General features: G+C 67.0%; 22 protein-coding genes. 6 read left to right on the top strand and 16 right to left on the bottom strand.

Annotated elements, in window-relative coordinates; all coding sequences use genetic code 11:
- Positions 1-2: 2 nt before the first annotated feature.
- Both OG326_RS30600 and OG326_RS30595 read right to left on the bottom strand, forming a co-directional pair.
- Positions 3-761 carry an ABC transporter permease gene (locus OG326_RS30600; RefSeq protein ID WP_327140611.1) on the bottom strand — a complete coding sequence of 253 codons (759 nt, stop codon included), beginning with the start codon at positions 759-761 and terminating at the stop codon, positions 3-5.
- Positions 758-2,035, bottom strand: a complete 1,278-nt coding sequence (locus tag OG326_RS30595; protein WP_327140610.1) for a glycosyltransferase — start codon at positions 2,033-2,035, stop codon at positions 758-760. Before OG326_RS30595 ends, OG326_RS30600 begins: the two co-directional genes overlap by 4 nt.
- Positions 2,036-2,171: 136 nt before the next feature.
- Here OG326_RS30595 and OG326_RS30590 point away from each other — a divergent pair, with 136 nt between their 5' ends.
- Positions 2,172-4,730 (top strand): cytochrome P450, encoded by a 2,559-nt coding sequence (locus tag OG326_RS30590; protein WP_327140609.1) that lies wholly within the window; start codon positions 2,172-2,174, stop codon positions 4,728-4,730.
- Here the strand turns inward: OG326_RS30590 and OG326_RS30585 are convergent.
- Positions 4,727-5,542, bottom strand: coding sequence for an AraC family transcriptional regulator (locus tag OG326_RS30585; RefSeq protein ID WP_327140608.1), 816 nt, complete (start codon positions 5,540-5,542; stop codon positions 4,727-4,729). The genes OG326_RS30590 and OG326_RS30585 overlap by 4 nt on opposite strands.
- Before the next feature lie 112 nt (positions 5,543-5,654).
- On the opposite strand from OG326_RS30585, the gene OG326_RS30580 reads away from it, so the two are divergent.
- Positions 5,655-6,590 carry an alpha/beta fold hydrolase gene (locus OG326_RS30580; RefSeq protein WP_327140607.1) on the top strand — a complete coding sequence of 312 codons (936 nt, stop codon included), beginning with the start codon at positions 5,655-5,657 and terminating at the stop codon, positions 6,588-6,590.
- 16 nt (positions 6,591-6,606) lie between these two features.
- Here the strand turns inward: OG326_RS30580 and OG326_RS30575 are convergent, their stop codons facing one another.
- The 3 genes from OG326_RS30575 to OG326_RS30565 form a co-directional block, all read right to left on the bottom strand.
- Entirely contained in the window at positions 6,607-8,037 is a 1,431-nt protein-coding gene (locus OG326_RS30575) for an FAD-dependent monooxygenase (RefSeq protein WP_327140606.1), read from the bottom strand.
- A gap of 185 nt (positions 8,038-8,222) precedes the next feature.
- Complete coding sequence (locus OG326_RS30570) at positions 8,223-8,645, bottom strand: TIGR03618 family F420-dependent PPOX class oxidoreductase (RefSeq protein ID WP_327140605.1); 423 nt, start codon at positions 8,643-8,645, stop codon at positions 8,223-8,225.
- Between the two features lie 97 nt (positions 8,646-8,742).
- Positions 8,743-9,750, bottom strand: a complete 1,008-nt coding sequence (locus OG326_RS30565; RefSeq protein ID WP_327140604.1) for a sigma-70 family RNA polymerase sigma factor — start codon at positions 9,748-9,750, stop codon at positions 8,743-8,745.
- 146 nt (positions 9,751-9,896) lie between these two features.
- On the opposite strand from OG326_RS30565, the gene OG326_RS30560 reads away from it, so the two are divergent.
- From OG326_RS30560 to OG326_RS30545, 4 genes are all read left to right on the top strand, one after another.
- Positions 9,897-10,496 (top strand): dihydrofolate reductase family protein, encoded by a 600-nt coding sequence (locus OG326_RS30560; RefSeq protein ID WP_327140603.1) that lies wholly within the window; start codon positions 9,897-9,899, stop codon positions 10,494-10,496.
- 114 nt (positions 10,497-10,610) lie between these two features.
- On the top strand, positions 10,611-11,174 hold the full coding sequence (locus tag OG326_RS30555; RefSeq protein ID WP_327140602.1) for a DUF4352 domain-containing protein: 564 nt from the start codon (positions 10,611-10,613) through the stop codon (positions 11,172-11,174).
- Positions 11,175-11,320: 146 nt separating this feature from the next.
- On the top strand, positions 11,321-12,325 hold the full coding sequence (locus tag OG326_RS30550; protein ID WP_327140601.1) for a permease: 1,005 nt from the start codon (positions 11,321-11,323) through the stop codon (positions 12,323-12,325).
- The gene (locus tag OG326_RS30545; RefSeq protein ID WP_327140600.1) at positions 12,322-13,080 is read left to right on the top strand and encodes a TIGR03943 family putative permease subunit; all 759 of its coding nucleotides are present in this window, start codon (positions 12,322-12,324) and stop codon (positions 13,078-13,080) included. Before OG326_RS30550 ends, OG326_RS30545 begins: the two co-directional genes overlap by 4 nt.
- Positions 13,081-13,164: 84 nt before the next feature.
- On the opposite strand, the gene OG326_RS30540 is transcribed toward OG326_RS30545, so the two are convergent.
- The 10 genes from OG326_RS30540 to OG326_RS30495 all read right to left on the bottom strand — a co-directional run bounded on the left by OG326_RS30540 (position 13,165) and on the right by OG326_RS30495 (position 22,084).
- Complete coding sequence (locus OG326_RS30540; protein WP_327140599.1) at positions 13,165-13,323, bottom strand: hypothetical protein; 159 nt, start codon at positions 13,321-13,323, stop codon at positions 13,165-13,167.
- Between the two features lie 102 nt (positions 13,324-13,425).
- The gene (locus tag OG326_RS30535) at positions 13,426-13,944 is read right to left on the bottom strand and encodes an ester cyclase (protein ID WP_327140598.1); all 519 of its coding nucleotides are present in this window, start codon (positions 13,942-13,944) and stop codon (positions 13,426-13,428) included.
- 77 nt (positions 13,945-14,021) lie between these two features.
- Positions 14,022-14,654 carry a TetR/AcrR family transcriptional regulator gene (locus tag OG326_RS30530; protein WP_327140597.1) on the bottom strand — a complete coding sequence of 211 codons (633 nt, stop codon included), beginning with the start codon at positions 14,652-14,654 and terminating at the stop codon, positions 14,022-14,024.
- Positions 14,655-14,674: 20 nt separating this feature from the next.
- Positions 14,675-15,889: an FAD-dependent oxidoreductase gene (locus OG326_RS30525; RefSeq protein ID WP_327140596.1), complete on the bottom strand. Its 1,215-nt coding sequence runs from the start codon at positions 15,887-15,889 to the stop codon at positions 14,675-14,677.
- 119 nt (positions 15,890-16,008) lie between these two features.
- A complete protein-coding gene (locus tag OG326_RS30520; protein ID WP_327140595.1) occupies positions 16,009-17,043 on the bottom strand; it encodes an isopenicillin N synthase family dioxygenase in 1,035 nt (344 codons plus the stop codon).
- On the bottom strand, positions 17,040-17,759 hold the full coding sequence (locus OG326_RS30515) for a hypothetical protein (protein WP_327140594.1): 720 nt from the start codon (positions 17,757-17,759) through the stop codon (positions 17,040-17,042). The genes OG326_RS30520 and OG326_RS30515 overlap by 4 nt, the downstream gene beginning before the upstream one ends.
- Positions 17,756-18,568 (bottom strand): N-acyl homoserine lactonase family protein, encoded by an 813-nt coding sequence (locus tag OG326_RS30510; protein ID WP_327140593.1) that lies wholly within the window; start codon positions 18,566-18,568, stop codon positions 17,756-17,758. Before OG326_RS30510 ends, OG326_RS30515 begins: the two co-directional genes overlap by 4 nt.
- A gap of 3 nt (positions 18,569-18,571) precedes the next feature.
- A complete protein-coding gene (locus OG326_RS30505) occupies positions 18,572-20,152 on the bottom strand; it encodes an ABC transporter substrate-binding protein (RefSeq protein WP_327140592.1) in 1,581 nt (526 codons plus the stop codon).
- Positions 20,153-20,217: 65 nt separating this feature from the next.
- On the bottom strand, positions 20,218-21,216 hold the full coding sequence (locus OG326_RS30500; RefSeq protein WP_327140591.1) for an ABC transporter permease: 999 nt from the start codon (positions 21,214-21,216) through the stop codon (positions 20,218-20,220).
- 1 nt (position 21,217) lies between these two features.
- Complete coding sequence (locus OG326_RS30495; protein ID WP_327140590.1) at positions 21,218-22,084, bottom strand: ABC transporter permease; 867 nt, start codon at positions 22,082-22,084, stop codon at positions 21,218-21,220.

The raw sequence follows: 22,084 nt of genomic DNA, 5'->3' as shown, positions 1-22,084 counted from the left end.
CCTCAGTGGTGCGCTAATCGAGCGAAAATGGTTGCCGCACTGGCAAAGCCGATCGCTGCCAATCCCGCACACCACAGGAGTGCGGCGACCCAGTGCCCGGCGCCGCTGGCGTCCAGCAGTCCGCGCACGGTGTCCACGATCGGTGTCGCGGGCTGATGATCGGCGAACCCGCGCATCCAGCTCGGCATGGTGGACGTCCGGACGAATGCGCTGCTGACGTAGGGGATGAATGTGATGGCGTAGGTCAGCCCGCCGGCCGCTTCGGGATTGTCGACGGCCATTCCGAGGGCGACGGCGATCCAGGTGATCGCCAGTACGAACAGGGTGATCACCGCGCCGGCCGCCACACAGCCGACCAGACCGGCATGCGGGCGATAACCCAGGAGCACCGACACGATGACCGCGATACCGATGGCCGCCATGGTGCGAATGACGCCCTCGGTGACATGCCCGGCCATGAGCGCCTGCCGGAACATGGGCAGCGTGCGGAATCGATCGACGCTGCCCTTCGTCATATCGGTGCAGACGCTGGTGGCGGTGATGGAGGCGCCGAATCCCGTGCAGAGCAGCATGATTCCTGGCACCACATAGTTGAGATACGGTCCGCCGACGTCGATCGCGCCGCCGAAGACGTAGGTGAACAGCAGCATGACCAGGATCGGCATCGTCAGCGAAATAACCAGGGTGTCCGGACTGCGCAGCGTGCGCCGGGCGCACCGGCGGAACATGACAAGGGTGTCCGCGACCACCGGTGCGGTCATTTCGCGGCGGCCTCGACGAGATCCGCGGCGTGTGCCACGGTGCCCTCGGTGCGCAGTGTCTTCGCGAATGCGGTTACCCGGGTACGGCGTTCGGGCGTCAGCAGCGGTGCGAGCGCCTGCTCCATGCGTGCCGCGGTGAGTCGCGTGAACGGCAGATGCGCGCCCAGGCCGAGGCGTTCGACCTGACCGCCCCACATGGGCTGTTCGAACGATACCGAGCACACCAGGGTCGGCAGTCCGGCGCGCAGGCTCTCGAACAGCGTGCCGATACCGCCGTGGTGGACCGCGGCCGCGCACCGGGGAAAGACGGTGTCGTAGGCGAACGGCCCGACGATCTTGACGTGGTTCGCGGCCTGCGAGGTCGCGGCATCCAGATCGCTCCAGCCCGCGCTCATCAGCGCGCGCACGCCGAGCCGGGCGGACACCTGCTCGACCATGGCCAGTACGGCCGCCGTATCGCGAATGGGCATGCTGCCGAAGCCGAAGAAGACCGGCGGCTCGCCCTCGTCGATCCAGGACAGGATGCCCTCGTGGTCGCCGGTCAGCTCGCCGACCGCCGCGCGGGTGGCATGGTCGAGGGTGAGGAAGCCGGTGAAGGGCCGCCGATCGTCCCACTGCTCCGGCAGTCCCGGAACCAGTGCCGGATCGTAGATCTGGATTTCCGGGACGTGTGCCCGCGCCAGGGCCGCGGCGGGACTGGTCCACGTCTTGGGCAGGCCGAGTGTGGTTCGCAGGTCGTTGAGGTAGCGCATGAAAACCACGCGGCGCAGATTCTCCGCGACCGTCCAGGTGGCGCGATTGACCAGCGCCGGGGGATTCCACTGCGGTGGCAGGGCGCCCGGGAACGGATAGGCGCTGTTCGCCCGGGCCGGGAAATAGTGCAGGCTCACCAGCGGCACGCCCATCGCCGCGGCGACCGAACTCGCGCGATCCTCGGTGACGGTGCTGGCCACGATCAGCTCGGCCGCCGCGCACACCTCGATGACCTCGTTGTTCATCTGCTCGGCGTACTCGGACATCTGGCCGGCGACCAATTGCATGAGCCGCAGCGTATTTCCGGCGGCCAGCGCCTGCTGACCCGCCTCGGAGCTGTAGAGCTGCTGGATATCGGGTCCGCAGGGGCGGGCGGACAGCCCGGCGGCGGTGACGAATTCGACCAGATTGGGCGGGGCGCCGACCAGTACGTCGTGACCACGTCGCCGCAGTTCGAGCCCGAGCGCCACAACCGGGTGCACGTCCCCTCGGGTTCCGGTCAGCGGGATCGCTATTCGCACAGGGCTTCTTTCGGCGCGGTGGTGGGACGCATGGCGGTGCGGTGGTGCTTCGACACTCGGCGCTGCCCAGCATGCCGTCCAGACCATAGAAATGTGGGCGTTTCAGTTACCGCCCCGCATCAGTACAGTGTCGGTGATGCACATCGCGATGTTCGTGGACTACCACCCGGCCACGCTCGGCGGCGTTCAAACCGCCGTCGACTCGCTGCGCCACGGACTCGAACGTGCCGGTCACCATGTCACCCTGTTCGTCGCGCCGGCACCCGGCGCGGAGTCAGCGGACCCGAATGTGGTGCAGCTGCAACCGCTTTCCGTGCCCGCGGTGAACGGGTTCTCGGTGGTGCTGCCCACCACAGGCAATGACGCGCTGATCGACGCGATATTCGCCGCGCGCGGGCCGATCGATATCGTGCATACCCACACCACCTACGGCGTCGCCATCTCCGGAATGAAAGCCGCTCGGCGGCATCGTATTCCGCTCGTGCACACCGCCCAGAGCCGGGACGACGCCTTCATCGAACGCACCTCGCCCGCACCGTATCCGACCGCGCTGGCGCTGCGCCTGCTGCACGGCCGCTTCGTTCCGCATCGCCATCACATGCCGCGACTGCTGGAAAGCCGTGCGGCGCGCCATGCCTGGTGGACCATTGTCGGGCAGGCCGAGGCGGCGGACCAGGTGATCGCGCCGACCCGTCATTTCGCCGATCTGATGCTGGCGCACGGGCTGACCCGGCCGCTGCGGGTCGTCTCCAACGGGGTCGACGATGCGCTGCTGGAAGACATTGTGGCTCCGGAGAATTCAGCGGGCGGACCGCTGCGGCTGATGTGGTGCGGGCGGCTCTCCGCGGAGAAGCGGCTGCTCGAAGCCATCGAAGCGGTGCAGCGCAATGAGCACTGCGAGCTGGATATCTACGGCGAGGGTGAGCTGCGCGGCGCCGCGGCGGGGTTCATCGCCTCGCATCGTCTTGCCGATCGAATCCGGTTGCACGGCAGGACCACCCAGCGTGAATGCCTGGAGGCCATGGCGGCGGCGGATGCGCTGCTGTTCCCCTCCAGCGGATTCGATACCCAGGGCATGGTGCTGCTCGAGGCCGTCGCGGTGGGTCTTCCGATCATCTACAGCGATCCCGCGCTGGGCGAAACGGTGCCCGAGGGCGGTGGTGTGCTGGCCGCGGATTCTTCCGTGGACGCGCTGGCCGCGAGCATCGCGGAGCTCGCCGCCGATCGCGGCGTCCTCGCGGGAATGCGAAAGGTGCTGGGGGAGAACGGTGAATCCGCGCACCAGTCCCGGCATATCGATGAGGTGCTGGAGGTCTACCTGCGGGCGATCGAGGACAAGGGGCACCCTGCTGTTCCGTCGCTGCCTCGTACTCTGGCCGAAATACCCACGGCGCCGGGGCAATTGCCGGTGCTGGGACACAGTCTGCGGGCTTTGCAGGACGCGCCGGGGTTCGTGAAATCGCTGCCCGAGCTCGGGCCGATCGTGCGAATTCGCTTCGGCAGCAAGACCGGATACCTGCTCACCACCCCCGATCTGGTGCGGGAGGTTCAGCTCAGTGAGGCCGAATTCGACCGGGAGGATCTGCGCGAGGCCATCGAGGATGTCGCGGGCGGCTCGGTCAATGTGCTGCGCGGTGAGGAGCACAAGCTGCGCCGCAGAATGATCTCACCGGCGCTGCGGCAGAGCCGGCTGGCCGAATACTCGCAATCGGCAGCCGATACCGCGAACGTCTGGTCGGCGGGGCTCGCGGCCGGTGAGCGAGTGAATCTCATGGACGAGGCGCACGGGCTGGTGCTGGACACCGTGTCCTCGACCCTGTTCCAGGCCGATTTCGGCAAGGCCGCGCGCCGCGAGATCCGCGACAATGTGCCGTGGCTGCTCAGTCAGGTCATCCTGCGCACCGCGCTGCCCCCGCAGGTGCGCCGCCTGCGCGTCATCGCCAATCATCGCTGGCAGACCAAGGCGCATCATCTGCGCACCGCCGTCGGCGCGGTGATCACCGAATACCGCCGTCGTGACGAGGATTTCAATGATGTCGTGTCGGCGCTCATCCGCCACACCGACAGTGAGACCGGCGCGACGCTCTCCGATGAGCACATTATCGACGAGGCGATTCTGATGCTCGCCGGTGGCGTCGGATCGATGGCATCGTTGGCGGGCTGGCTCTGGCACGAGGTCATGCGGCATCCGGAGGTCGCCGAGCGGCTCTACGCGGAACTCGACGCCGTCATCGGATCCGAACCGGTCCGGCCCGGCCACCTCGACTCGCTGCCCTACCTGAAACAGGTGGTGGCGGAGACCATTCGCTTCTGGGGCCCCTGGATCAGCGCCGCCAACGCCACCCGGGACCTCGTCCTCGGCACCCTCACCATCCCCGCCGGTGACGCGATCATGTTCAGCCCCTACATGGTTCAGCACGACCCCCGCTACTTCCCCAATCCGGAAGCCTTCGACCCCGCCCGCTGGGCCCCGGGCCGATCCGACGATGCCGCGAAGAAAGCCAGCCTCTCCTTCGGCGTGGGCCGCCGCCGCTGCCTCGGTGACCACTTCGCCATGCTCGAAATAGCCCTGGCCTCCGCCGCCCTCTTCACCCGCTGGCGCCCCACCCCCGTCGCCGAATACACAGTCCGAGCATCGAATCGGGACTTCGTCCTCTCACCCTCGGCCCTGCCCGTCACCCTGCACCGCCGCTAGGCCGACGCGGCGCTCGACGGCCAGGCTCGGTCGTCCACCGCGAGCCAAGGTTCACCTGTCGCGGACGTGAGGGGAGCGCCGGTGAAATCGCGGACGTCGCGATAGAGATGGGATTGGTCGGCATAACCGCCGTCGGCGGCGACCTGTGCGGGCGGATGGCCCAGCACCAGCCGGTGCACGGCGTGGTCGAAACGAACCAGCATGGCGGCGCGTTTGGGTGTCAGTCCGATCTGCGTGCCGAAGCGGGACCACAGTCGCTGGCGACTCCACCCGACTCGAGTGGCAAGATGTTCGACGCGGAATCGGCCCCGGCTGCGGGTGATTTGGCGCCACGCCCAGGCGATCTCGGGATCGACCCGGCGGTCCTCTCGCAAGCGCGCCGACAGCGTCATATCCACCAGTGCGAATCGTTCCGGCCAGCTGTGGCTTTCGTGCAGGCGCTCACGCAGGCGCATGGCATCGCGACCCCAAATATCCTCGAGTCCCACGATTTTCCGGCTCAGTTCGGCGAGTGGGAAACCGAGGATTGCGGATGCGGCCACCGGTGACAGGCGTACCTGCACACACTCGATGGCCTCGACGCGCACCGGGGCCGGACTACCGCCGAGGCCGAGAGCCAAACTGCCCGAATGACTTCGGCCGGCCGAATCGCGGACGTCGAAGCAGCGGTCGCCGAATTCGACGACCACGGTGACGGCCGGATGGGGAATGGCGCGCAGTTGCGACGGGCCGTCATCGTGAATACGGAATCCCGCCATATCGACGCCGTGCAGTGCGGATGCGCGCAACGGTCGTGCAATTTCCCAGGCCACTCACCGAGTGTAGGAGTGGTTCATCCCTTCGGGGGAGGCTGACATTTCTTCAATACAGCACCTGCGGTCGTCCGGGAGTGTGGTGGCATCACCGATCGATCGAAGGAAACCCATGGATGAGACCAGCACCGCCGCAACATCATCGAGTCGGCGCCGCCGTGCCGGGCTGTTGATCGTCGCGATGTGGGCCGCACTGCTCACCGGCAGTACGGCGAATGCCACGACCGCCTCGGCGGATGATTCCCAGGAACAGATGGTGCACCTGCCGGACGGAGATATCCACGTCGTGGCCGGCGGAGCGCCCAGCGCCCGCGCGGTGGTGCTGCTGCACGGGCTGGCCGGATCGACCGCCTGGTGGGACCAGGTGATGCCCGAATTGCATGATCAGTACGTAGTGCGGATCGACCTACTCGGACATGGCAAATCGGCTAAGCCGGACAGCGGCTACAGCATGGCCGAACAAGCCCGCCGGGTCGGAGCCGTGCTCGACCGACTCGGCGTGCGCGAGGCGGTTGTAATCGGGCACTCCACTGGCGGCTACGTGGCCACCTCGCTGGCCGAACAACGCCACGATCTGGTGACGGCACTCGCATTGATCGATACCGGCCCGCGGCTGGATGCCTTCACCGATAACGGCCCGGCCGGTGTCCTGCTGTCTATTCCGGCACTCGGGCAATCGTTGTGGCCGTTGCTCCCGGACGCCGCCATCCGATTGTCGCTCAGCAGCGCATTCACTCGCGATGTGCGGATTCCCGACGAGATCGTCGCCGACGTCCGGGGGATGACCTACCGCAGCCTCACCGCGACCTCCGACGCATCGGATGTCTATCTGCGGGACCGTCGCGAACCGGACCGTCTGACCGATCTGGCCCTGCCGACCATGGTGCTCTTCGGCTCCCAGGACCGGCGCTGGCAAGCCGCGTCCTTCCAGGACTACCGCAGCGTCCCGCACGTCCGGATCGAAACCCTCGACTGCGGTCACACTCCCATGATCGAGGAGCCCGGCGCGACCGGCGCACTCATCCACGACTTCGTCGAACATCACTGAACGCGCGTGCTCGAAATCAGTTGGCGGGCTTGCCGAACCAGCGGGCGAGGTGGTTGTTCAGATCCTGCTGGTCCTCGCCGATCCAGGCGATGTAGCCGTCGGGACGGAGCAGGAGGGCCGGAATATCGAGTGCCGCAGTGGGATCGGCGATGAGGTCGACTCGGTCCGACCAGCCGTCGGCGGTCAGGCGTTCGGTCCGGTCGATGATCAGGCCGCGGCCCAGGCGCAGCCGGTCGTAGAGGCGGCCCTGTTTCAGGTCGATATCGCGCAGCCGGCGGCCGAGCAGGTCGGGGCCCTCGCCGAAGTCGTAGCGGATGCCGGTCGCGGTGATCTTCTCGATCAGAGAGCGGTTCACCTCGTCGAAGTTCATCAATTCGGCGAGCAGCCTGCGCACGGCCTGCGGGCCCGGGTCGGTGGATGCGAGCTGCACCTGGGCGCGGGTGTTCTCCAGCACGTCCGCGGCGACCGGATGACGTTCGCCCTGGTAGGTGTCCAGCAAGGTTTCCGGCGCCCAGCCGCGCAGCTGTCCGGCCAGTTTCCAGCCGAGGTTGACCGCGTCCTGAACGCCCAGATTGAGGCCCTGACCGCCGGCGGGCGGGTGGATATGCGCCGCATCGCCGGCCAGCAGCACCCGTCCGACCCGATAGTTTTCGACCAGCCGGGTGGCATCGCCGAAGCGGGTCAACCAGCGGGGGGAGTGCGCGCCGAAATCGGTTCCGGCGAGGGCGCGCAACTGCTCGGTGAAATCCTCCAGGGTGGGCGGCTCCGTGCGATCCTCGCTGACTCCCGCGGCGGGGAGGGCAACGCTGTAGACCCCGTCGCCGAAGGGCCTGACGTTGAATCGCCTGTCGGCGGCGCTGATTTCGGCCACTTGGGCGGCGATCTCCTCCGGCGGCGCACCCAGTTCCATCTCGCCCATCAGCGTGTCGTTGCGCGAGGGCTCGCCGGGGAAGCCGACGCCGAGCAGTTTGCGCACCGTACTGCGCGCGCCGTCGCAACCGACGAGGTAGCGCGAGCGCAGCCGCTCTCCGTCGGCCAGTTCGACGGTCACACCCTCGTCGTCCTGCTCGAAACCTGTTACCGCACAACCGTGCCGGACCTGGGCGCCCAGTTCGGTCGCATGGTCTTCGAGTATCCGATTCACGATCGGCTGCGGGATGCCCAGCAGATAGGCGTACGCGGAATCCAGGCCCGTGGGCGCGGGTGTGGGGATGGCGGCGAAGATGCCGCCGACCGGACGCTGTCTGCCGCGTTCGAGCAGGCGATCGAGCAGTCCGCGCATGGCCATCAGCTCGAGACTGCGAATGTGCAGACTGACTATGCGGACGAACGACGACGCGGGCCCGGTTTCCTTCTCCAGCACCAGTACCCGTACATCATGCAGGCGCAGTTCGGCGGCCAGCATCGCACCGGTCGGCCCGCACCCGGCAATGATCACATCGAACATGAACCACCCGTTCGTGAAATTCGCTCCACCCAGTCACCGCACATCCCGTCCTCGTGCGAAGCCGCGTGTGGACGGCTCGCTGATTCCGGATTTCCGCAGGTCCTGGCATCGGCGGCCATTGTGCGGCACCTTCGGCTCTCATCGCAAGCGATATACGCCGAAGGGCCGCACGGCCGGTAGTGTCCCTAGGTCGCCCAGGGCCCGACACCACCGATGTGCTCGATGGCGATATGGGTCAGGTATCCCGCCGGTGAACCGGGCGGCGGGAAACCGGTGCCGGGCCCGAGCAGTGAGGTGGCGATCTCGTCCAGCAGTTCGGGTGCGCCGCCCTCCTCGATGTGCGCGGTGCCCTTGATCGACAGATACCAGGGCTGCAGCGTATTGCGGTCGGTCGAGACGAAGGTGACGGCAACCCGGCTGTCCCGCCGGATATTGCGAACCTTCTGATGTTCCGCCAGATGCGCGGTGACCAGCTCGTCGTCGCCGTCGGCCGTGCGCTGCACCGCCATCCAGACCAGGCTTATCTGCGGGCTGCCGTCGCGATTGACCGTGACCAGCGTCGCGGGCTCGGAAGCGATGAGTTGGCGTGCGGTGTCGTCGAGTTTCATTCTGTCCTTCTTCGCAATCGAGGTGATTCGAGGTGCGTATGCCCTCGTCTGTACCGACGGGGCGGGCGTTCGAAACTCATCGCTGACGATAGTCCGCTCAAGTAAGATCTGCCGGAAGGCCGAAGACGGGCAGGACCGCGTTTTCGAAAACGGTCATCGCGCCGATTCGGTCGCCCGCGAGAGCGAGGACGACGAGGCCTGCCCCGTGGATGCCGGCCGGGGTGTGGCGGTAGACCCCGAAGGCCGGTTGACCGTTGGCTCGTGTCGGCACCAGTTCGAATCGCTGCACCGCGCCGAAGATGAAGGCGCAGAAGCGGGCCACGCTGTCTCGGCCCCGGTATTCCAGTGGGATCGGCGGCATGGACATGAAGACGTCGTCGGTCAGCAGGGCCACCAGTGCGCCGATATCGGCAGCTTCGTAGGCGCTGACGAACTTCGCCACGATCGCGCCCTCGGCGGGGGAGTCGCTTGCGGGCGGTTGCTCTCGATCGGTGGTCATCGGCAGTCGGCGATCCAGTCCCGCACGGGCGCGTTTGAGAGCGCTTTTCACCGATTCGACTGTCGTGTCCAGCATGTCGGCTACTTCGCTCGCGTGGAATCCGAGGACGTCGCGCAGGATGAGGACGGCGAGCTGGCGCGGCGGCAGGATCTGCAACGCGGTCACAAAGGCCAGGGAGATGGATTCGGTTTGCTCGTAGCGCGCCTCCGGACCGAGCGGCACACTGATCGCACCGGCCAGCAGGGCATCGGGATAGGGCTGGAGCCAAGGGGTTTCGCCGAATCCGGTGGGTTCCGGCGGTTCGATGCCCGGGATATCCCACTGCTGTGCGGGACGGCGGCGCGCGGAGCGCAGCGTGTCGAGGCACCGGTTGGTGGCGATGCGGTAGAGCCAGGTGCGCAGTGCGGCGCGCCCGTCGAACCGGTCGAGGCCTCGCCATGCGGCGAGCATCGTGTCCTGCAGAGCGTCCTCGGCATCCTGGAACGATCCGAGCATCCGATAGCAGTGCACCTGTAGCTCGCGGCGGTGTGGCTCGGTCAGCGCCCGGAAGGCCTCGCCGTCACCGGACCGCGCCCTCGACATCAGGTCCGTTCGCGCCGATTCCACTCCCGCCACCTCATTCCCTGTGTGCAGTTCCATGCCGTATGGACGCCGGCGGAGGCGCGAAGGGGGCGGTCGCGCAGCGCCTCCTTTTCCGATGCCCCGGCGTCGATACCAGTGATAGCCGACAGCATTGTCAAAGGAGTACGGAAATGGGAAAGATCGTCCTCAGCACCAATGTCACCCTCGACGGAGTGGTCCAGGACCCGGACGGCCAGGAGGGCTTCGAGCTGGGCGGCTGGTTCCACCAGTTCGTGGGCAGTGGCGACCTCGAAGCCTGGACCGCCGCCGAGACCGAGGAAGCGCAGGGCGCCGAGGCGCTGCTGCTGGGCAGGCGGAGCTACGAGTGGTTCGCGTCCCGCACGCCGTCGATGGCCGATCGAGTGAGCAGCACATGGGCGGACAGCATGAACAGCCTCCCCAAATACGTCGTCTCGTCGACTCTCGACCATCCGCGGTGGCGCAACACCACCGTCCTCAATGGTGATGCGGCAAAGGAGATTTCGGAGCTGAAGCGAAAGGTGGACGGGCAAATCCTGGTCTACGGCAGCTATCAGCTCGTGCGCACCCTGATCGACCACAACCTCGCCGATGAACTGCGCCTGGTCGTTTTCCCGGTTGTACTGGGGACCGGCCTGCGCCTCTTCGGCGAGACTTGTCGGAGAAAGCCGCTGCGCCTGGTCGACACGCGGAGGGTCGGTGACGGCCTGGTGTCTCATGCCTACGAATTCGTATCGGTAAACCCGGTGTGACACAGGCTGATCCGCAGTGAGATCGGGCCTCGAGCACCGGCGATTAACACGATGATCTTTCTCCGCGATCAATATGCGTTGCCACACTGGCACATTGAAGGGGAGAAATTCAGAATGAAGTATGTGCGCCGTTGCTCCACTGCTCTGCTGGGGGCGCTCGCGGTGTCAGTCGCTCTGACCGGTTGCGGTCCGTCGACCGGGGATGCCGTTGTCACCAAGGCCAATTCGGGTGGACCGGCCGCCGCGCAGGCCGCGCCCGCGAAGGTCGGAGACACCATCGGCCTGAAGGGCATAGCGAGCGGCACCAAGGCCGATGTGACGGTGGTGCAGGTGATCGACGCACCGACGAGTGGTGACGACGTGGACGCTCTGCCGCCCGGGAAGCGTTACTACGCAGTGCAATTCCGGATCGTGAACACCGGCACCGCCGCATACGACGATGCGCCCTCCAACGGCGCCAAGGTGGTGGACAGTCAAGGCCAGACCTTCCCCGCCTCCCTCACCTACGCCGACACCTCGGCGGGCCCGAATTTCGGCACCACCTTGACCATCGCTCCGGGTGACAACGCCCTCGGCTTCCTGGTCTTCCAGGTTCCGGCGGACGCCACGATCGCCAAGGTCCAGTTCGGAATGGACAGCGGCATGTCCGACCGCACCGGCCAGTGGACCGTGGCGTAGCAGCCCGCAGTGCGGACTTCGGGCGCCGGGGAACGCAGCTCCCGCTGCTCTCCGGCGCTCGACTGGATCAAGCGATTTCGACGACTGGCACTATATGGCCGGTCCGTCGCGGGGCGGTTCGGGGGAGCGGCTGACAGGATGGGCGGGTGGTCGCGCCGAATGGTCTGAATATTGTGCGGACGAAGGTTTCTTCGACCTATGCGCTGGTGGTGCTGCTTGTTGTCGGGCTGGTGCTGCAGGTGCCGCTGGCGCATGCGGTGGGTACATCGGCGCGGCTGCAGACGGCGGTCACGATCTTCGCGGGGATGTTCATCCAGGCGGTGCCGTTCCTGGCGCTCGGGGTGGTGGTCAGTGGGGCCATCGCGGCTTTCGTTTCTCCGGCGCTGCTGCGAAAGATTTTGCCGCGCAATGAATCCGCGGCGATCGGGGTGGCGGGGCTGGCGGGGATGGCATTGCCGGGATGTGAGTGCGGCGTGGTGCCGGTGGCCCGGCGGCTGACAGATCAGGGTGCACCGGGGTCGGTGGCGCTGGCGTTCATGCTGTCGGCGCCCGCGACCAATCCGGTGGTGCTGATCGCGACGGCGGTGGCATTTCCGGGCGAACCGGGCATGGTGGCCGCGCGGTTCACCGGCTCCCTCGCCACGGCGATTGTGATGGGTCTGGTGTGGTCGCGCATCGGCCGCCCGGAGTGGATGCGGCCGCGCGAGCGCGGGCACGACCACTGCGCGGCGGGGCGCACCCGGTGGGAGGTCTTCACCGAGGCCGCCCGGCACGATCTGCTGCAGGCCGGTGCTTTTCTGGTGCTGGGCGCGGCAGCCGCGGCCGCACTGCATGTGCTGGTCCCGCCCGCCTGGTATCAGCAATTGGCGGGGCAGATGGTGATCGCGGTCCTGGTCATGGCGGTACTGGCGATCGTGCTCGCGCTGTGTTCGGAGGCGGACGCCTTCGTCGCCTCGAGCATGTCCACCCTGCCGCTGCTCCCACGGCTGGTGTTCCTGGTGGTGGGCCCGGCGGTGGATGTGAAGCTCTTCGCCATGCAGGCGGGCAGTTTCGGCCGCAGGTTCGCACTCCGATTCGCGCCCTTGACCTTCGGGGTGGCCATTGTCTGCGGCAGCATTGCCGGCTACGTATTCCTCGGAGGCGCGCGATGAAACGGGAAGCGCAGAATCTGGTGCTGCTGCTCATCGGCGGCGCGGTCCTGTGGATCACGCTCGACGGCAGCTACGCCCGCTATGTGAAACCGAGCCTGCATCCGTATCTGCTGGTGAGCGCGGCCGGATTCATTGTGCTGGCACTGGTGGCCATTGTTCGCGATATCCGCCGCGGCGCCGCACCCGATGAGCATGACGAGCACGAGCACGGCACCGGCCGAGCGCAGTGGCTGCTGCTCCTGCCGATCGCGGCCCTGCTGTTCATCGCCCCGCCCGCACTGGGCGCGAACGGAGTACAGAGCAGCTCACCGGTCCAGGCCATCACCGGCGATGCGGCCTCGGCACTGCCCGGACAGCGCGCGTTCCCGCCACTGCCTGCCGGCGATGCGCCGGCCGTGCCGGTGGTCGAACTCGTCCAGCGGGCGCTACAGGACTCCACGCATTCGCTGGACGGCAGGGAGGTGACCATCAGCGGATTCATCGTCCGGCCCAAGGATCTCGAACGCGATCACCCGGGCGCCGCGGATGCCGATCTCGCCAAGGTCGTCATCACCTGCTGTGTCGCCGACGCCCAATACGCGCTGGTGCACCTGGCCGGACTGCCGGAGGTGATTCCGGACGACCAGTGGCTGCAACTGCGCGGCATCGTGCGCACCGACAGCGCCCGGCACGACCCGGAACTCACCCCCACCTTCGACGTCACCGACTACCAACTGATTCCGACACCGAAGAGCACCTACGAAGCAGCGCGCTGACCCGGCTATCGGGCGCCCGGCGCAAGCGCTCCGGTAAGTGCAAGTCCGCCAGTGCATTACAGCGGCGCAGATGCGCCTCCAAGATCAGCAGATCATGGTCGGCATCGTGGTCGTCGAGCAGCCCGAGCGCGGTTCCGCGGCGGACAGTGCGGCCAGCAGCCGCCGCGGCACAGGTCCGCCGAGATCGGCCCTGATTCCACCGACCTCGACTTCGATCGGTCCGAGCACCCGGCAGGTAAGCACGCAGGTCACGATAGTCGACGGGGATTGTGACTCGTCGATTCGTCCGAGTTGTCGGGGCTCGGTCGCTCCCTGGGCAGGCGACCCGGTCGCGGTCGCGGATGGTCAGCTCTCGCGGCGTGCGCGGCGGGTGGCGACCTGCATGCGCAGCAGGTAGGCCGGAGAGGGTGGGGCCCAGCCGAGCTGGGTGGCCTGACCGAGATCGTCGCGGTTCGCCCAGTGTTCGATCAACCGGCCGTCGCTGATCCGGCACCAGTGGGTCTGGGTGGCGGCGAAGGATTTTCCGGTCGACGGGAATGCCTGTGCGGGCCGGCCGTCCGCATCGTAGATCACGAAGGTGCCGACGTGTTTGCCGTGCATCGTGGTGTGCAGGACAACGAGATCGCCGTCGGAGACCACCTCATGGATCTCCCAGCTCATGTCGGTATACGCGGCGCGCAGCCACTGTGCGCTGGCGAAGAACGCCTCCGGCCCGGCGCCGCGAGCGGGCGGCGGTTCGGCGGCGGACTCGCGATTGAACCCCTCGGGGTGCACCAGGGCTTCGAATTCCTCGCGAGCGCCGTCGCCCATCATCCGCACGCAGCGAATCGCGATCTGCTCGGCGGTGGTACGGGTATTCGTCATCGGCATATTCCTTGCTCGGCAACAAGACCCATATCATCGCAGTCCGCCATTCCAATCCGCTTACAACGGCCGTCCGCTCAGGAGCCGGAAGGCGCCGACATCGTACCGAGCAGGCCGCGGGCGAAGGCCCGATAGCGTTCCGGGGTGAATCGATCCGGCTGCGAGAGCACCAGGCGCCCGGCCTGCTCGCCGATGGCCAGCAGTGAGATCGCGGTCAGTTCGAGGTCCAGTTCGGCGAGACCCGGGCGGCGATCGCGGCCCCACTCCAGGAGCGCGGTGAGCTGTTCGAGGGCGAACCGCCGTCCGGTGTCGAAGCGGGTGCGGACCGGGGCGGGGGCGTCATCGGCGGGCAGGAAGAGCAGGCGCCACGATTCGGGATTCGCGGCGACGGCCCGCAGCAGGTTGGTCATCGCATCCAGCAGGATGTCGTCGAAGTTGCCGGTGTCCTCGAACACCGGCATGGCGTCGGCGAGCGTCATCAGTGCGCGCTGCTCCTCACGTTCGAGCAGCGCGACGAGCATCGGCTCCAGACCCGGATATGCCGCGTAGACACGGGGTTTGGCGAGATCGACCTCTTTGGCGACGGCCTCCATGGTGAGTGCGCCGTACCCGTTCCGGTTGAGCAGTCGGAGCGCCGCATCCAAGACTTGCTCGCGGCGCACTTCGAGCAGCATCCGCGGCTGGCGGGGGCGCTTGGCAGGTGAGCTCACCGCACCCACGGTAGTCATGGTCAGTAGTAGGCCCGAGCACCCGGGCGCGGCACCGGGATCTGGAGGGGGCCATTGGCGAGCCAGGCGCCGGCGGGCCAGACCCTCGGCGCGAGCCGAGATGCCACTTCTCGCTTCACCTTGGTCACCAGGTCCGTGCCGCGCATGACCCGCAGCGCCTTCGAGGAGATGTCCCGATTGTGCAGACCCCAGTTCCGCCCGTCTTCGGCGCAACGGTCGATCAATTCGCGGCGGCGCGCAGGATCGCCGGTGGACATGGCCGTCGCGATGGCGTCGGCGGCGTCGGCGGCATCGAACACACCGGAGTTGAGGCCGCGCCCACCCCACGGCGCGAACAAGTGCGCGGCCTCACCGACCAGCAGGACCCTGCGGTGCGCGTCGGTGTACGAATCGGCGACGACCTGATGGAAGCGGTAGGTGGAAATCCACTGCACGTGCTGCCCGTACCAGGGGTCCACCACCTTCGAAACCCATTCGCGCACACCATCGGGGCTGGCGAGGTACTCCACGTCGTCGGTGGGCAGGCACTGCAGATCGATCCGCATTCCGGTCGCGAACGGCATATGCATGACATTGCGGCCGCCCAACTCGGGGCTCTCGTAATGGAAGTAACCGGCCATCGGTGTCGAGCCGTCCGGATGCTCGTCCACATCGACAATGATGAATGGCGTCTCGTCGGTGACCCCGTCCATCCGCACCCCGATTGCCTTGCGTACCACCGATCGTGCGCCGTCCGCGCCGATCACATAGGGCGCATGGATCCGATCGCCCGAGGCCAGCGTGAGCGTGACGCCGTCCGGGTCGCTGTCGACGCCCGCGACCGCCGCATCCCAGCGGAATTCGACTCCGTGCGAGACACATTCGGCGAAGATGAGCCGCTCGGTGGTGCGCTGCGGCAGGCTGGCGGCGAGCCGGGTCAGATTCTTGTTGTGCTGGCTGAAGATTCGGCGGCCGCCGTAGAACGCGTCGTAACCGGTCGGCGCGACCCCGGCGGCGGAAATCTGCCGGCCGAGCCCCGGCAGCACCTGGTCGAGTCGCCGCAGTGTCGGGAACATCAGCGCGATCGCCCGGCTGCCGGGCCGGATCCGGTCCTCCGGTTCGGCTTCGAGGACCAGAACCCGAATTCCCTTGCGGGCCAGTGCCAGCGCGGCCACCAGACCCACCGGCCCCGCTCCGACGACTACGCACGGCTCGGCGTCCACGATTCCATCAGACATTGGCGACCTCCATGTCGAGCTACTGACGCACTTAAGTACGGAACCGTAACTACGATTCCGTACTTAAGCTAGCTCACTATCCGCCGACCTGGTCGGTGAACGGTCGATTCGGCTCGCGGTCAGGCGCGTTGGCGGGCCTCCTGGCCGAAGGAGCCGACCGGGAGGGAACCGTCGGGTAGTGCGAGGTCGCCGCTTTCCAGGCGGGTTCTGAGGTAGCGGAAGATCTGGGCGGTTTGGGCGAAGAGGTGCTCGCCGGCGCGGAGGGGCTCGCGTTGCGGGCGGTCGGGGGAGGTGAATTGCGGGAGGGGCTGCACGACGGTGTCGTAGTCGACATTGAAGAACAGGGGGAAGGAGTAGCGCTCCTCCTTCACCTTGCGGACGCGGTGGGTGGTGGCGACGAATTCGCCATTGGTCCACAGCTCGAGCATGTCGCCGATATTGATGACGAAGGTGTCCGGAATCGGCGGCACATCGATCCAATCGCCCGCGCCATTGAGGACCTCCAGGCCCGGGGCGGTCGGCTTGAGCAGGGTGAAGCATTCGAAATCGCTGTGCGCGCCGATGCCGATGGCGTCTTCATTGGCGGGGTTGTAGGGGTAGTGGATGAGCCGGAGCTGGCTCGGGGTCTTGGTGGCGTAGCGCAGGAAGGTGTCCGGGTCTTCCCCGAGCGTGACGGCGAAGGCCCACAGCAGCTGCCTGCCGATATTCAGTACGGCCTGGTAGTAGGCGGTGACGGTCTCGGCGAAACCCGGGAGCGCAGGCCAGACATTGGGGCCGAGCATGGGATTGCCGGCGAGGTGATCGGGATCGTCGGCGGGCAGATCGAGTGCGGTGTCGAAGGCCTCCTTCAGGTCCGGGACGCCTTCGTCGGACCCCTCTTCGCCGGTGGGCACATAGCCGCGATGGCATTGGGACAGCCCGATATACGAGCGCATCTTCTCCTGCAGCGGCAGGGCGAAGAAGGATTCGGTGGCGTCCAGCAGTCCGTCGAAGAGTGCGGGATCGACCCCGGTCCCGCTGATGTAGAAGAACCCGACTTCGCGTGCGGCCTTGCCGATGTCATTGGCGACCGCCAACCGGTCCGCCGCATGGTCGGATCGCAGCCCGCTGACGTCGATCACCGGGACCGAAGTGAACGAGGTGGCCTTATTCATAGCGTCACGCTTCCTTCCGTATAGCGAACCAGCCACTCCCACGTCAGTGGAGCGCCGTATGCGTCGATATCAGTGGTGTGCAGAGTGTTTCGATCACCGTCGGCCCAACGCGGCGCGAGTGCCTGCTGCTCCCGGTACGGCAGCGCGGAATCGCCGATGATCCAGCCGGCGGATACCGAGCCGAGTGAAAGTTCCACGGCGCCTGCGGAATCACGCCGGGCCCAGCCGAAGTGGTCATCGACCCGCAGCAGCAGCGCACGATCTCCGGCGGGTGATTCCAGATCCATGGCCCAGCAGTCCCGGGCCGGTGCATCGCGGGTCCAGTGCTCGAAATAGTCGGCGTGCACACCGATTTCGACCAGGATCCCGGCGGCGTAACTCATCCGCCCTTCGTCGGGATGCGGTCCGGGCGGCTGGAGTTCGATGTGCCGCTGCCAATGGAAGACGTCGTCGTACTGCGTGAGCTCACCGGCGAAGCCGTCCTGCATACGCAGCCAGCCGCGCTGCTGATCGGTCAGTTCCGAAGCGCAGCGCACCCCGCTGAAATCCGGTCTCGGTGTCGGCCTGCGTAAGTCGACGAAGCGGGTCAGGCCCTGCAGCCAGCGCACATCCGTGGTCAGGTCCTGCGAACCGTCGGTGTCGACCAGCAGGGTGCGCTGCCACAGTCCCGCGCACTCCGCCATGCGCACCGGCGTGCCCGCCTCCTGCGCCGTCATCCGGGGAACCGCTCGTGGAAGTGATGCGTCCACTCCGGCCAGGCGTGCGGATCGTGACCGGGAATGAGCGGATAGCCCTTGTCGGCGGCCAGCTTCTTGAGCCGGCGGATCGGCTCGATGGTGTCCTCGTGGCTGACCCCGACATAACCGCCGATGGCCAGCTCGTGCTCGATATTCTCGGTGAGATCGGCTGCGTCGAACGCGAATACGAAGCCACCGCCACCCACCGAGGGATCGAGCTCCACCACAAAACTCTGGTGCCCGGGCGTATGGCCGTAGGTCGGGACCGCCGTGATGCCCGGCGCGATCTCGGCCTCACCGTCGGCGAGCTGCCATTCGATGCGCGGATCGTCGAAGTCCACCCGTGCCATCGCATGATGTTCCGGCTCAGGATGATTCGACAGCCCGTACTCCAGCTCGATGCGCTGCGCGTGCACCGGCACCTTGCCCGCGAACAGCTTCAGGCCGCCGGCATGGTCGTGGTGCAGATGGCTGACGGCGACGGCGTGAATGTCGTCGATGTCGATTCCTATGTCGTGCAGCGATTCCTCGATCGGCTCACCCGGGCCGGGCAGCACCGGAATGTATTCCACGCTCGGGTAGAACCGGCGGTACAGCGCCGGATCGCGGATCAGGGCCGTATTGAATCCGGTGTCGAGCAGCACCCAGCCGCCGTCGGTCTGCAGCAGCACGCCCGGTGTGGGTTCACGCAGGCGCTCGTGGGCCGGAGCGCCGTGCACCGAAATGGATTTGGGGAGGTCCTCCCATCCGAGGGTCAGCAGGACGATGCGGCGTACCAATCCGGTCATGGTTCAGCCCACCGACAATCCGGCGATCCGCAGCGAGTTCGGCTCGGAGACGACATGCGACTCGGCGACTCCCTTGAGCCACGGCTGCGCGACCATGAAGTCGTTCACATCGGCGATATTGAGCCAGCAGCCGGTCGCCGAGGCCTGGGCGGCCGCAGTCGAGAAGACATCCGACGCACCGGATTCCCGGCCCTTCGCCAGCGAGGACGTGACATCGGGCGAGGAGCAGTTGAGGTAGTTCAGGCCGCCGTCGGGGTCGAAGTTGATGTGGCCCCAGGTGTACGGGGAGGGCGCATCCGGCCAGCCCGCCAGCAGCAGCATCTCGGGCGCGTCGGCCGCGGCGGTTCCGGGCCAGCCGTAGATCTGAGAAGTGGGGTAGCCCTGCACCTTCGCGGTAATGCCGACCGTCGCCAGCTGGGTCTGAATCAGATTGCCGACGAGCTGGTTGTCGGGGTTGCTGGAGTCGTATCCGACGGTGACCGTCTTCTGATCGGCGGGCAGGCCGTCGACGATCTTCTTCAGGGCCGAAGTATCGTGCGGGATAGTCTGTTTCGCGAAATCAGCGGCCATCATATTCGGCGGGAAGACCTGATCGGCGGCCTTGCCGCGACCGAAATAGGTCTGCTGCACGATCTGCTGGACATCGATCGCCTGGGTCAGCGCGACGCGTGCGGCCTGGTTGGTGAACATCCCCTTGTGCGGATTCACGTAGAAGTAGTTCGACATCATCGTGGGCAGTGAGTAATTCGCGAACTTGGAATTGCCGATGTACGACGACACCGCGGACGACGGCAAATCGTGCAGTACCGCGGCCAGCTGACCATTGTTGAATTGCAGCTGCTGAGCCGAAGTGTCAGTGATCACCGGCAGATCCACGGTGGTGAAGTACGGCTTGGGGCCCCAGTAGTCGCCGAAAGAGGCCAGGCCGTAATGGGATCCGACCTGCGCGTCGGTCAGCGTGTACGGTCCGGTGCCCAGATCGTGCGTGGTGAGATACGCCTGATCATTGTCCTTCCCGGCATTCGCGGCCAGACCCGTCGGGCTGAGCATGCGCGGCCCGTAGGGCGAGGCGAGGTAGTCCAGGAAGACCGCGTTGGGGGCCTTGAGCGTGATCGTGGCGGCGTAATCACCCTGCGTAGTCACCGAATCGATATCCGACACCATGTAGGCCGGGCCCTGATTCACCGCGAGCCGGCGATCGAACGACGTCTTGATCGCCGCCGAGGTGAACGGGGTGCCGTCATGGAATTTCACACCCTGCCGCAGCGTGAAGGTGAAGACCTTGTTATCCGGCGAGGCGGTCCACGCGGTGGCCAGCAGCGGTTGCAGCTGCGCCTTGTCGGTGCCCGGCGCGTATTGCAGCAGGCCCTCGTACAGGTTGGTGGTCAGCAGCAGGCCCTGCCCCGCGTAGTACACGTCCGGGTCCGGCGGCTGACCCGGATCCTGCAGGAATGACAGGTGCAGCACCTTGTCGGTGGGGGCGGAATTGGGCGTCTGATTACCGGACCCGCACGCGGTGACGGCGAGCAGTGCCGCGGAGGCGACGGCGGTGGCGGCGAAAAGCCTTCGGGCGGAATGGATCATCGGGCGGTTCCTTCGAGAAGACGGTACTGAGGAAGGGGCTGGGGAAGGGGAAGCCGGGATCGGTGTCATACGGCGACGATGCGCGGATCGGCGGCGGCTTGCAGGAGGTCGACAATGGTGTTGATGACGACGTAGACGGCGCCGAGCAGCAGGGTCACACCCGCGATGGCCGGGAAGTCGGCGACCGGAATGCTCTGGGCGATGTACTGCCCGATGCCGGGCCAGCCGAAGACCTGCTCGACCACCAGAACGCCCGAGAACATCAGTCCCACTTGCAATCCCGTCATGGACAGCGCCGCGCCGACACAATTGCGCAGTACGTGCCGGAGCAGGATGCGCGCGGGGCCGAGGCCCTTCGCCTTGGCGGTGCGGGCGTAATCGCTGTCCACATCGGTGATCAGGCTGGATCGCAGTACCCGGCCGATCGCGACCGCGGGGCCGAGGGCGATCACGGTGGCGGGCAGGATGAGATGGCTTATCGCATCACCCACCACATCGAAGCGCCCGGCCAGCAGGCCGTCGACGGTGAGCAGTCCGGTCGGGCCGGTCGGTGCGCCCGAGATCGAGGACCGGCCGTTCGCGGGCACCCAGCCCAGCTGCTGGTAGAAGACGATCAGGCCGAGAATGCCCAGCAGGAACATCGGTGTCGAGGCGCCGACGAACAGCACCGCGCGGAACAGGCCCGAGCCGGGCCAGTTCAATGTGGTGGCGAATGCCAGCAGGACCGCCAGCACCAGCGCGATGAGCAGCGCGCACAGCGCCAGCTCCAGCGTCGCCGGTACGAAGTTCACCAGGTCCGTGCTGACCGGGCGCCGGGTGCGATAGGAGGTGCCGAAATCGCCGTGTGCCGCCGAGGTCAGATAGTGCCAGAACTGCACGGGCACCGGACGATCCAGGCCGAGCTCGTGCCGCCGCGCCGCGATGGCTCCCTGCGACGCGGAGCCGCCCAGCTGGGCGTGCACCGGGTCCAGCGGCGAAATGCGCTGCAGCACAAACATTACGGCGGTCAGTGCGATGAGGATGGCCACCATCGCGGCGATCCGGGACAGAATGAAAGTGCGCACGCTACCCCTCCTTCTTCATCAGGTTGCGCAGGCAGTCGCCCGCGACGGTGCCGATCAGGGCCAGCACCGCGACGCCCAGACCGGGCATGACCGGAATCCACCACTGCTGCAGGAAGTAGCTGAGATTGCGGGCGGCGTCCGCACCGAGTTCCGGTGCGGGCGCGGCCTGCCCGAGCCCCAGGAACGACAGCGAGGCCAGGGTGAGGATGAGGGTGCCCAGATCCAGGCTCGCGGCGACCAGCGCACCGGGCGCGGCGCCCGGCAGCAGATGCCGCAGGGCGAGCCGAATCGGCCCCACCCCACTGAGTTTCGCCGCCTCGACGTGCGGGCGCGCGGCCAGCGCACTGATATCGCCGCGGACCAGCCGCGCGTAGAACGGCCACCAGACGATCGACACCGCGATCAGCGTGTGGGTGAAGCCCGGGCCGAGGGCGGCGACCACCGCGATGGCGAGCACCGGTGCGGGCAGTGCCAGGAACGCATCGGTGATGCGCATGAGCAGCGAGTCGACCCAGCCGCCGACCGCGCCCGCGATCAGTCCGACCAGGCCGCCCACCAGCAGTCCGCTGGCCACCACGGCGAGTGCGGCGAACCAGCTCGCCCGCATGCCGTAGAGCACCCGGCTGAGCAGATCGCGGCCGATATTGTCGGTGCCGAGCAGGAACCCGTGCTGGCCGGGCGCACTCAGCGGCATGCCGACCGGCAGCAGCGGATCGTAGGGCGCGAGGATCGGCACCGCGACGGCGACCAGCGTCACCACCCCGATCAGTGACACCCCGAGCCAGTTCCAGCCACCGGGAAATGCGCGCGGCACCACCGTGATTCGGGCGCCGCGCAATCGCGTGAGCGCGGGCAGGGCGACAGTCAT

The organism is Nocardia sp. NBC_01327, assembly GCF_035958815.1.
Lineage (GTDB): Bacteria > Actinomycetota > Actinomycetes > Mycobacteriales > Mycobacteriaceae > Nocardia.
The sequence above is the reverse complement of the archived record's forward strand: the minus strand, read 5'-3'. Positions and strand labels throughout refer to the sequence as shown.

Coding starts and splice junctions, on each gene's coding strand:
- OG326_RS30600 (WP_327140611.1), bottom strand. CDS start 761: ATGACCGCACCGGTGGTCGCGGACACCCTTGTCATGTTCCGCCGGTGC.
- OG326_RS30590 (WP_327140609.1), top strand. CDS start 2,172: ATGCACATCGCGATGTTCGTGGACTACCACCCGGCCACGCTCGGCGGC.
- OG326_RS30580 (WP_327140607.1), top strand. CDS start 5,655: ATGGATGAGACCAGCACCGCCGCAACATCATCGAGTCGGCGCCGCCGT.
- OG326_RS30575 (WP_327140606.1), bottom strand. CDS start 8,037: ATGTTCGATGTGATCATTGCCGGGTGCGGGCCGACCGGTGCGATGCTG.
- OG326_RS30570 (WP_327140605.1), bottom strand. CDS start 8,645: ATGAAACTCGACGACACCGCACGCCAACTCATCGCTTCCGAGCCCGCG.
- OG326_RS30560 (WP_327140603.1), top strand. CDS start 9,897: ATGGGAAAGATCGTCCTCAGCACCAATGTCACCCTCGACGGAGTGGTC.
- OG326_RS30555 (WP_327140602.1), top strand. CDS start 10,611: ATGAAGTATGTGCGCCGTTGCTCCACTGCTCTGCTGGGGGCGCTCGCG.
- OG326_RS30545 (WP_327140600.1), top strand. CDS start 12,322: ATGAAACGGGAAGCGCAGAATCTGGTGCTGCTGCTCATCGGCGGCGCG.
- OG326_RS30535 (WP_327140598.1), bottom strand. CDS start 13,944: ATGACGAATACCCGTACCACCGCCGAGCAGATCGCGATTCGCTGCGTG.
- OG326_RS30525 (WP_327140596.1), bottom strand. CDS start 15,889: ATGTCTGATGGAATCGTGGACGCCGAGCCGTGCGTAGTCGTCGGAGCG.
- OG326_RS30520 (WP_327140595.1), bottom strand. CDS start 17,043: ATGAATAAGGCCACCTCGTTCACTTCGGTCCCGGTGATCGACGTCAGC.
- OG326_RS30515 (WP_327140594.1), bottom strand. CDS start 17,759: ATGACGGCGCAGGAGGCGGGCACGCCGGTGCGCATGGCGGAGTGCGCG.
- OG326_RS30510 (WP_327140593.1), bottom strand. CDS start 18,568: ATGACCGGATTGGTACGCCGCATCGTCCTGCTGACCCTCGGATGGGAG.
- OG326_RS30505 (WP_327140592.1), bottom strand. CDS start 20,152: ATGATCCATTCCGCCCGAAGGCTTTTCGCCGCCACCGCCGTCGCCTCC.
- OG326_RS30495 (WP_327140590.1), bottom strand. CDS start 22,084: ATGACTGTCGCCCTGCCCGCGCTCACGCGATTGCGCGGCGCCCGAATC.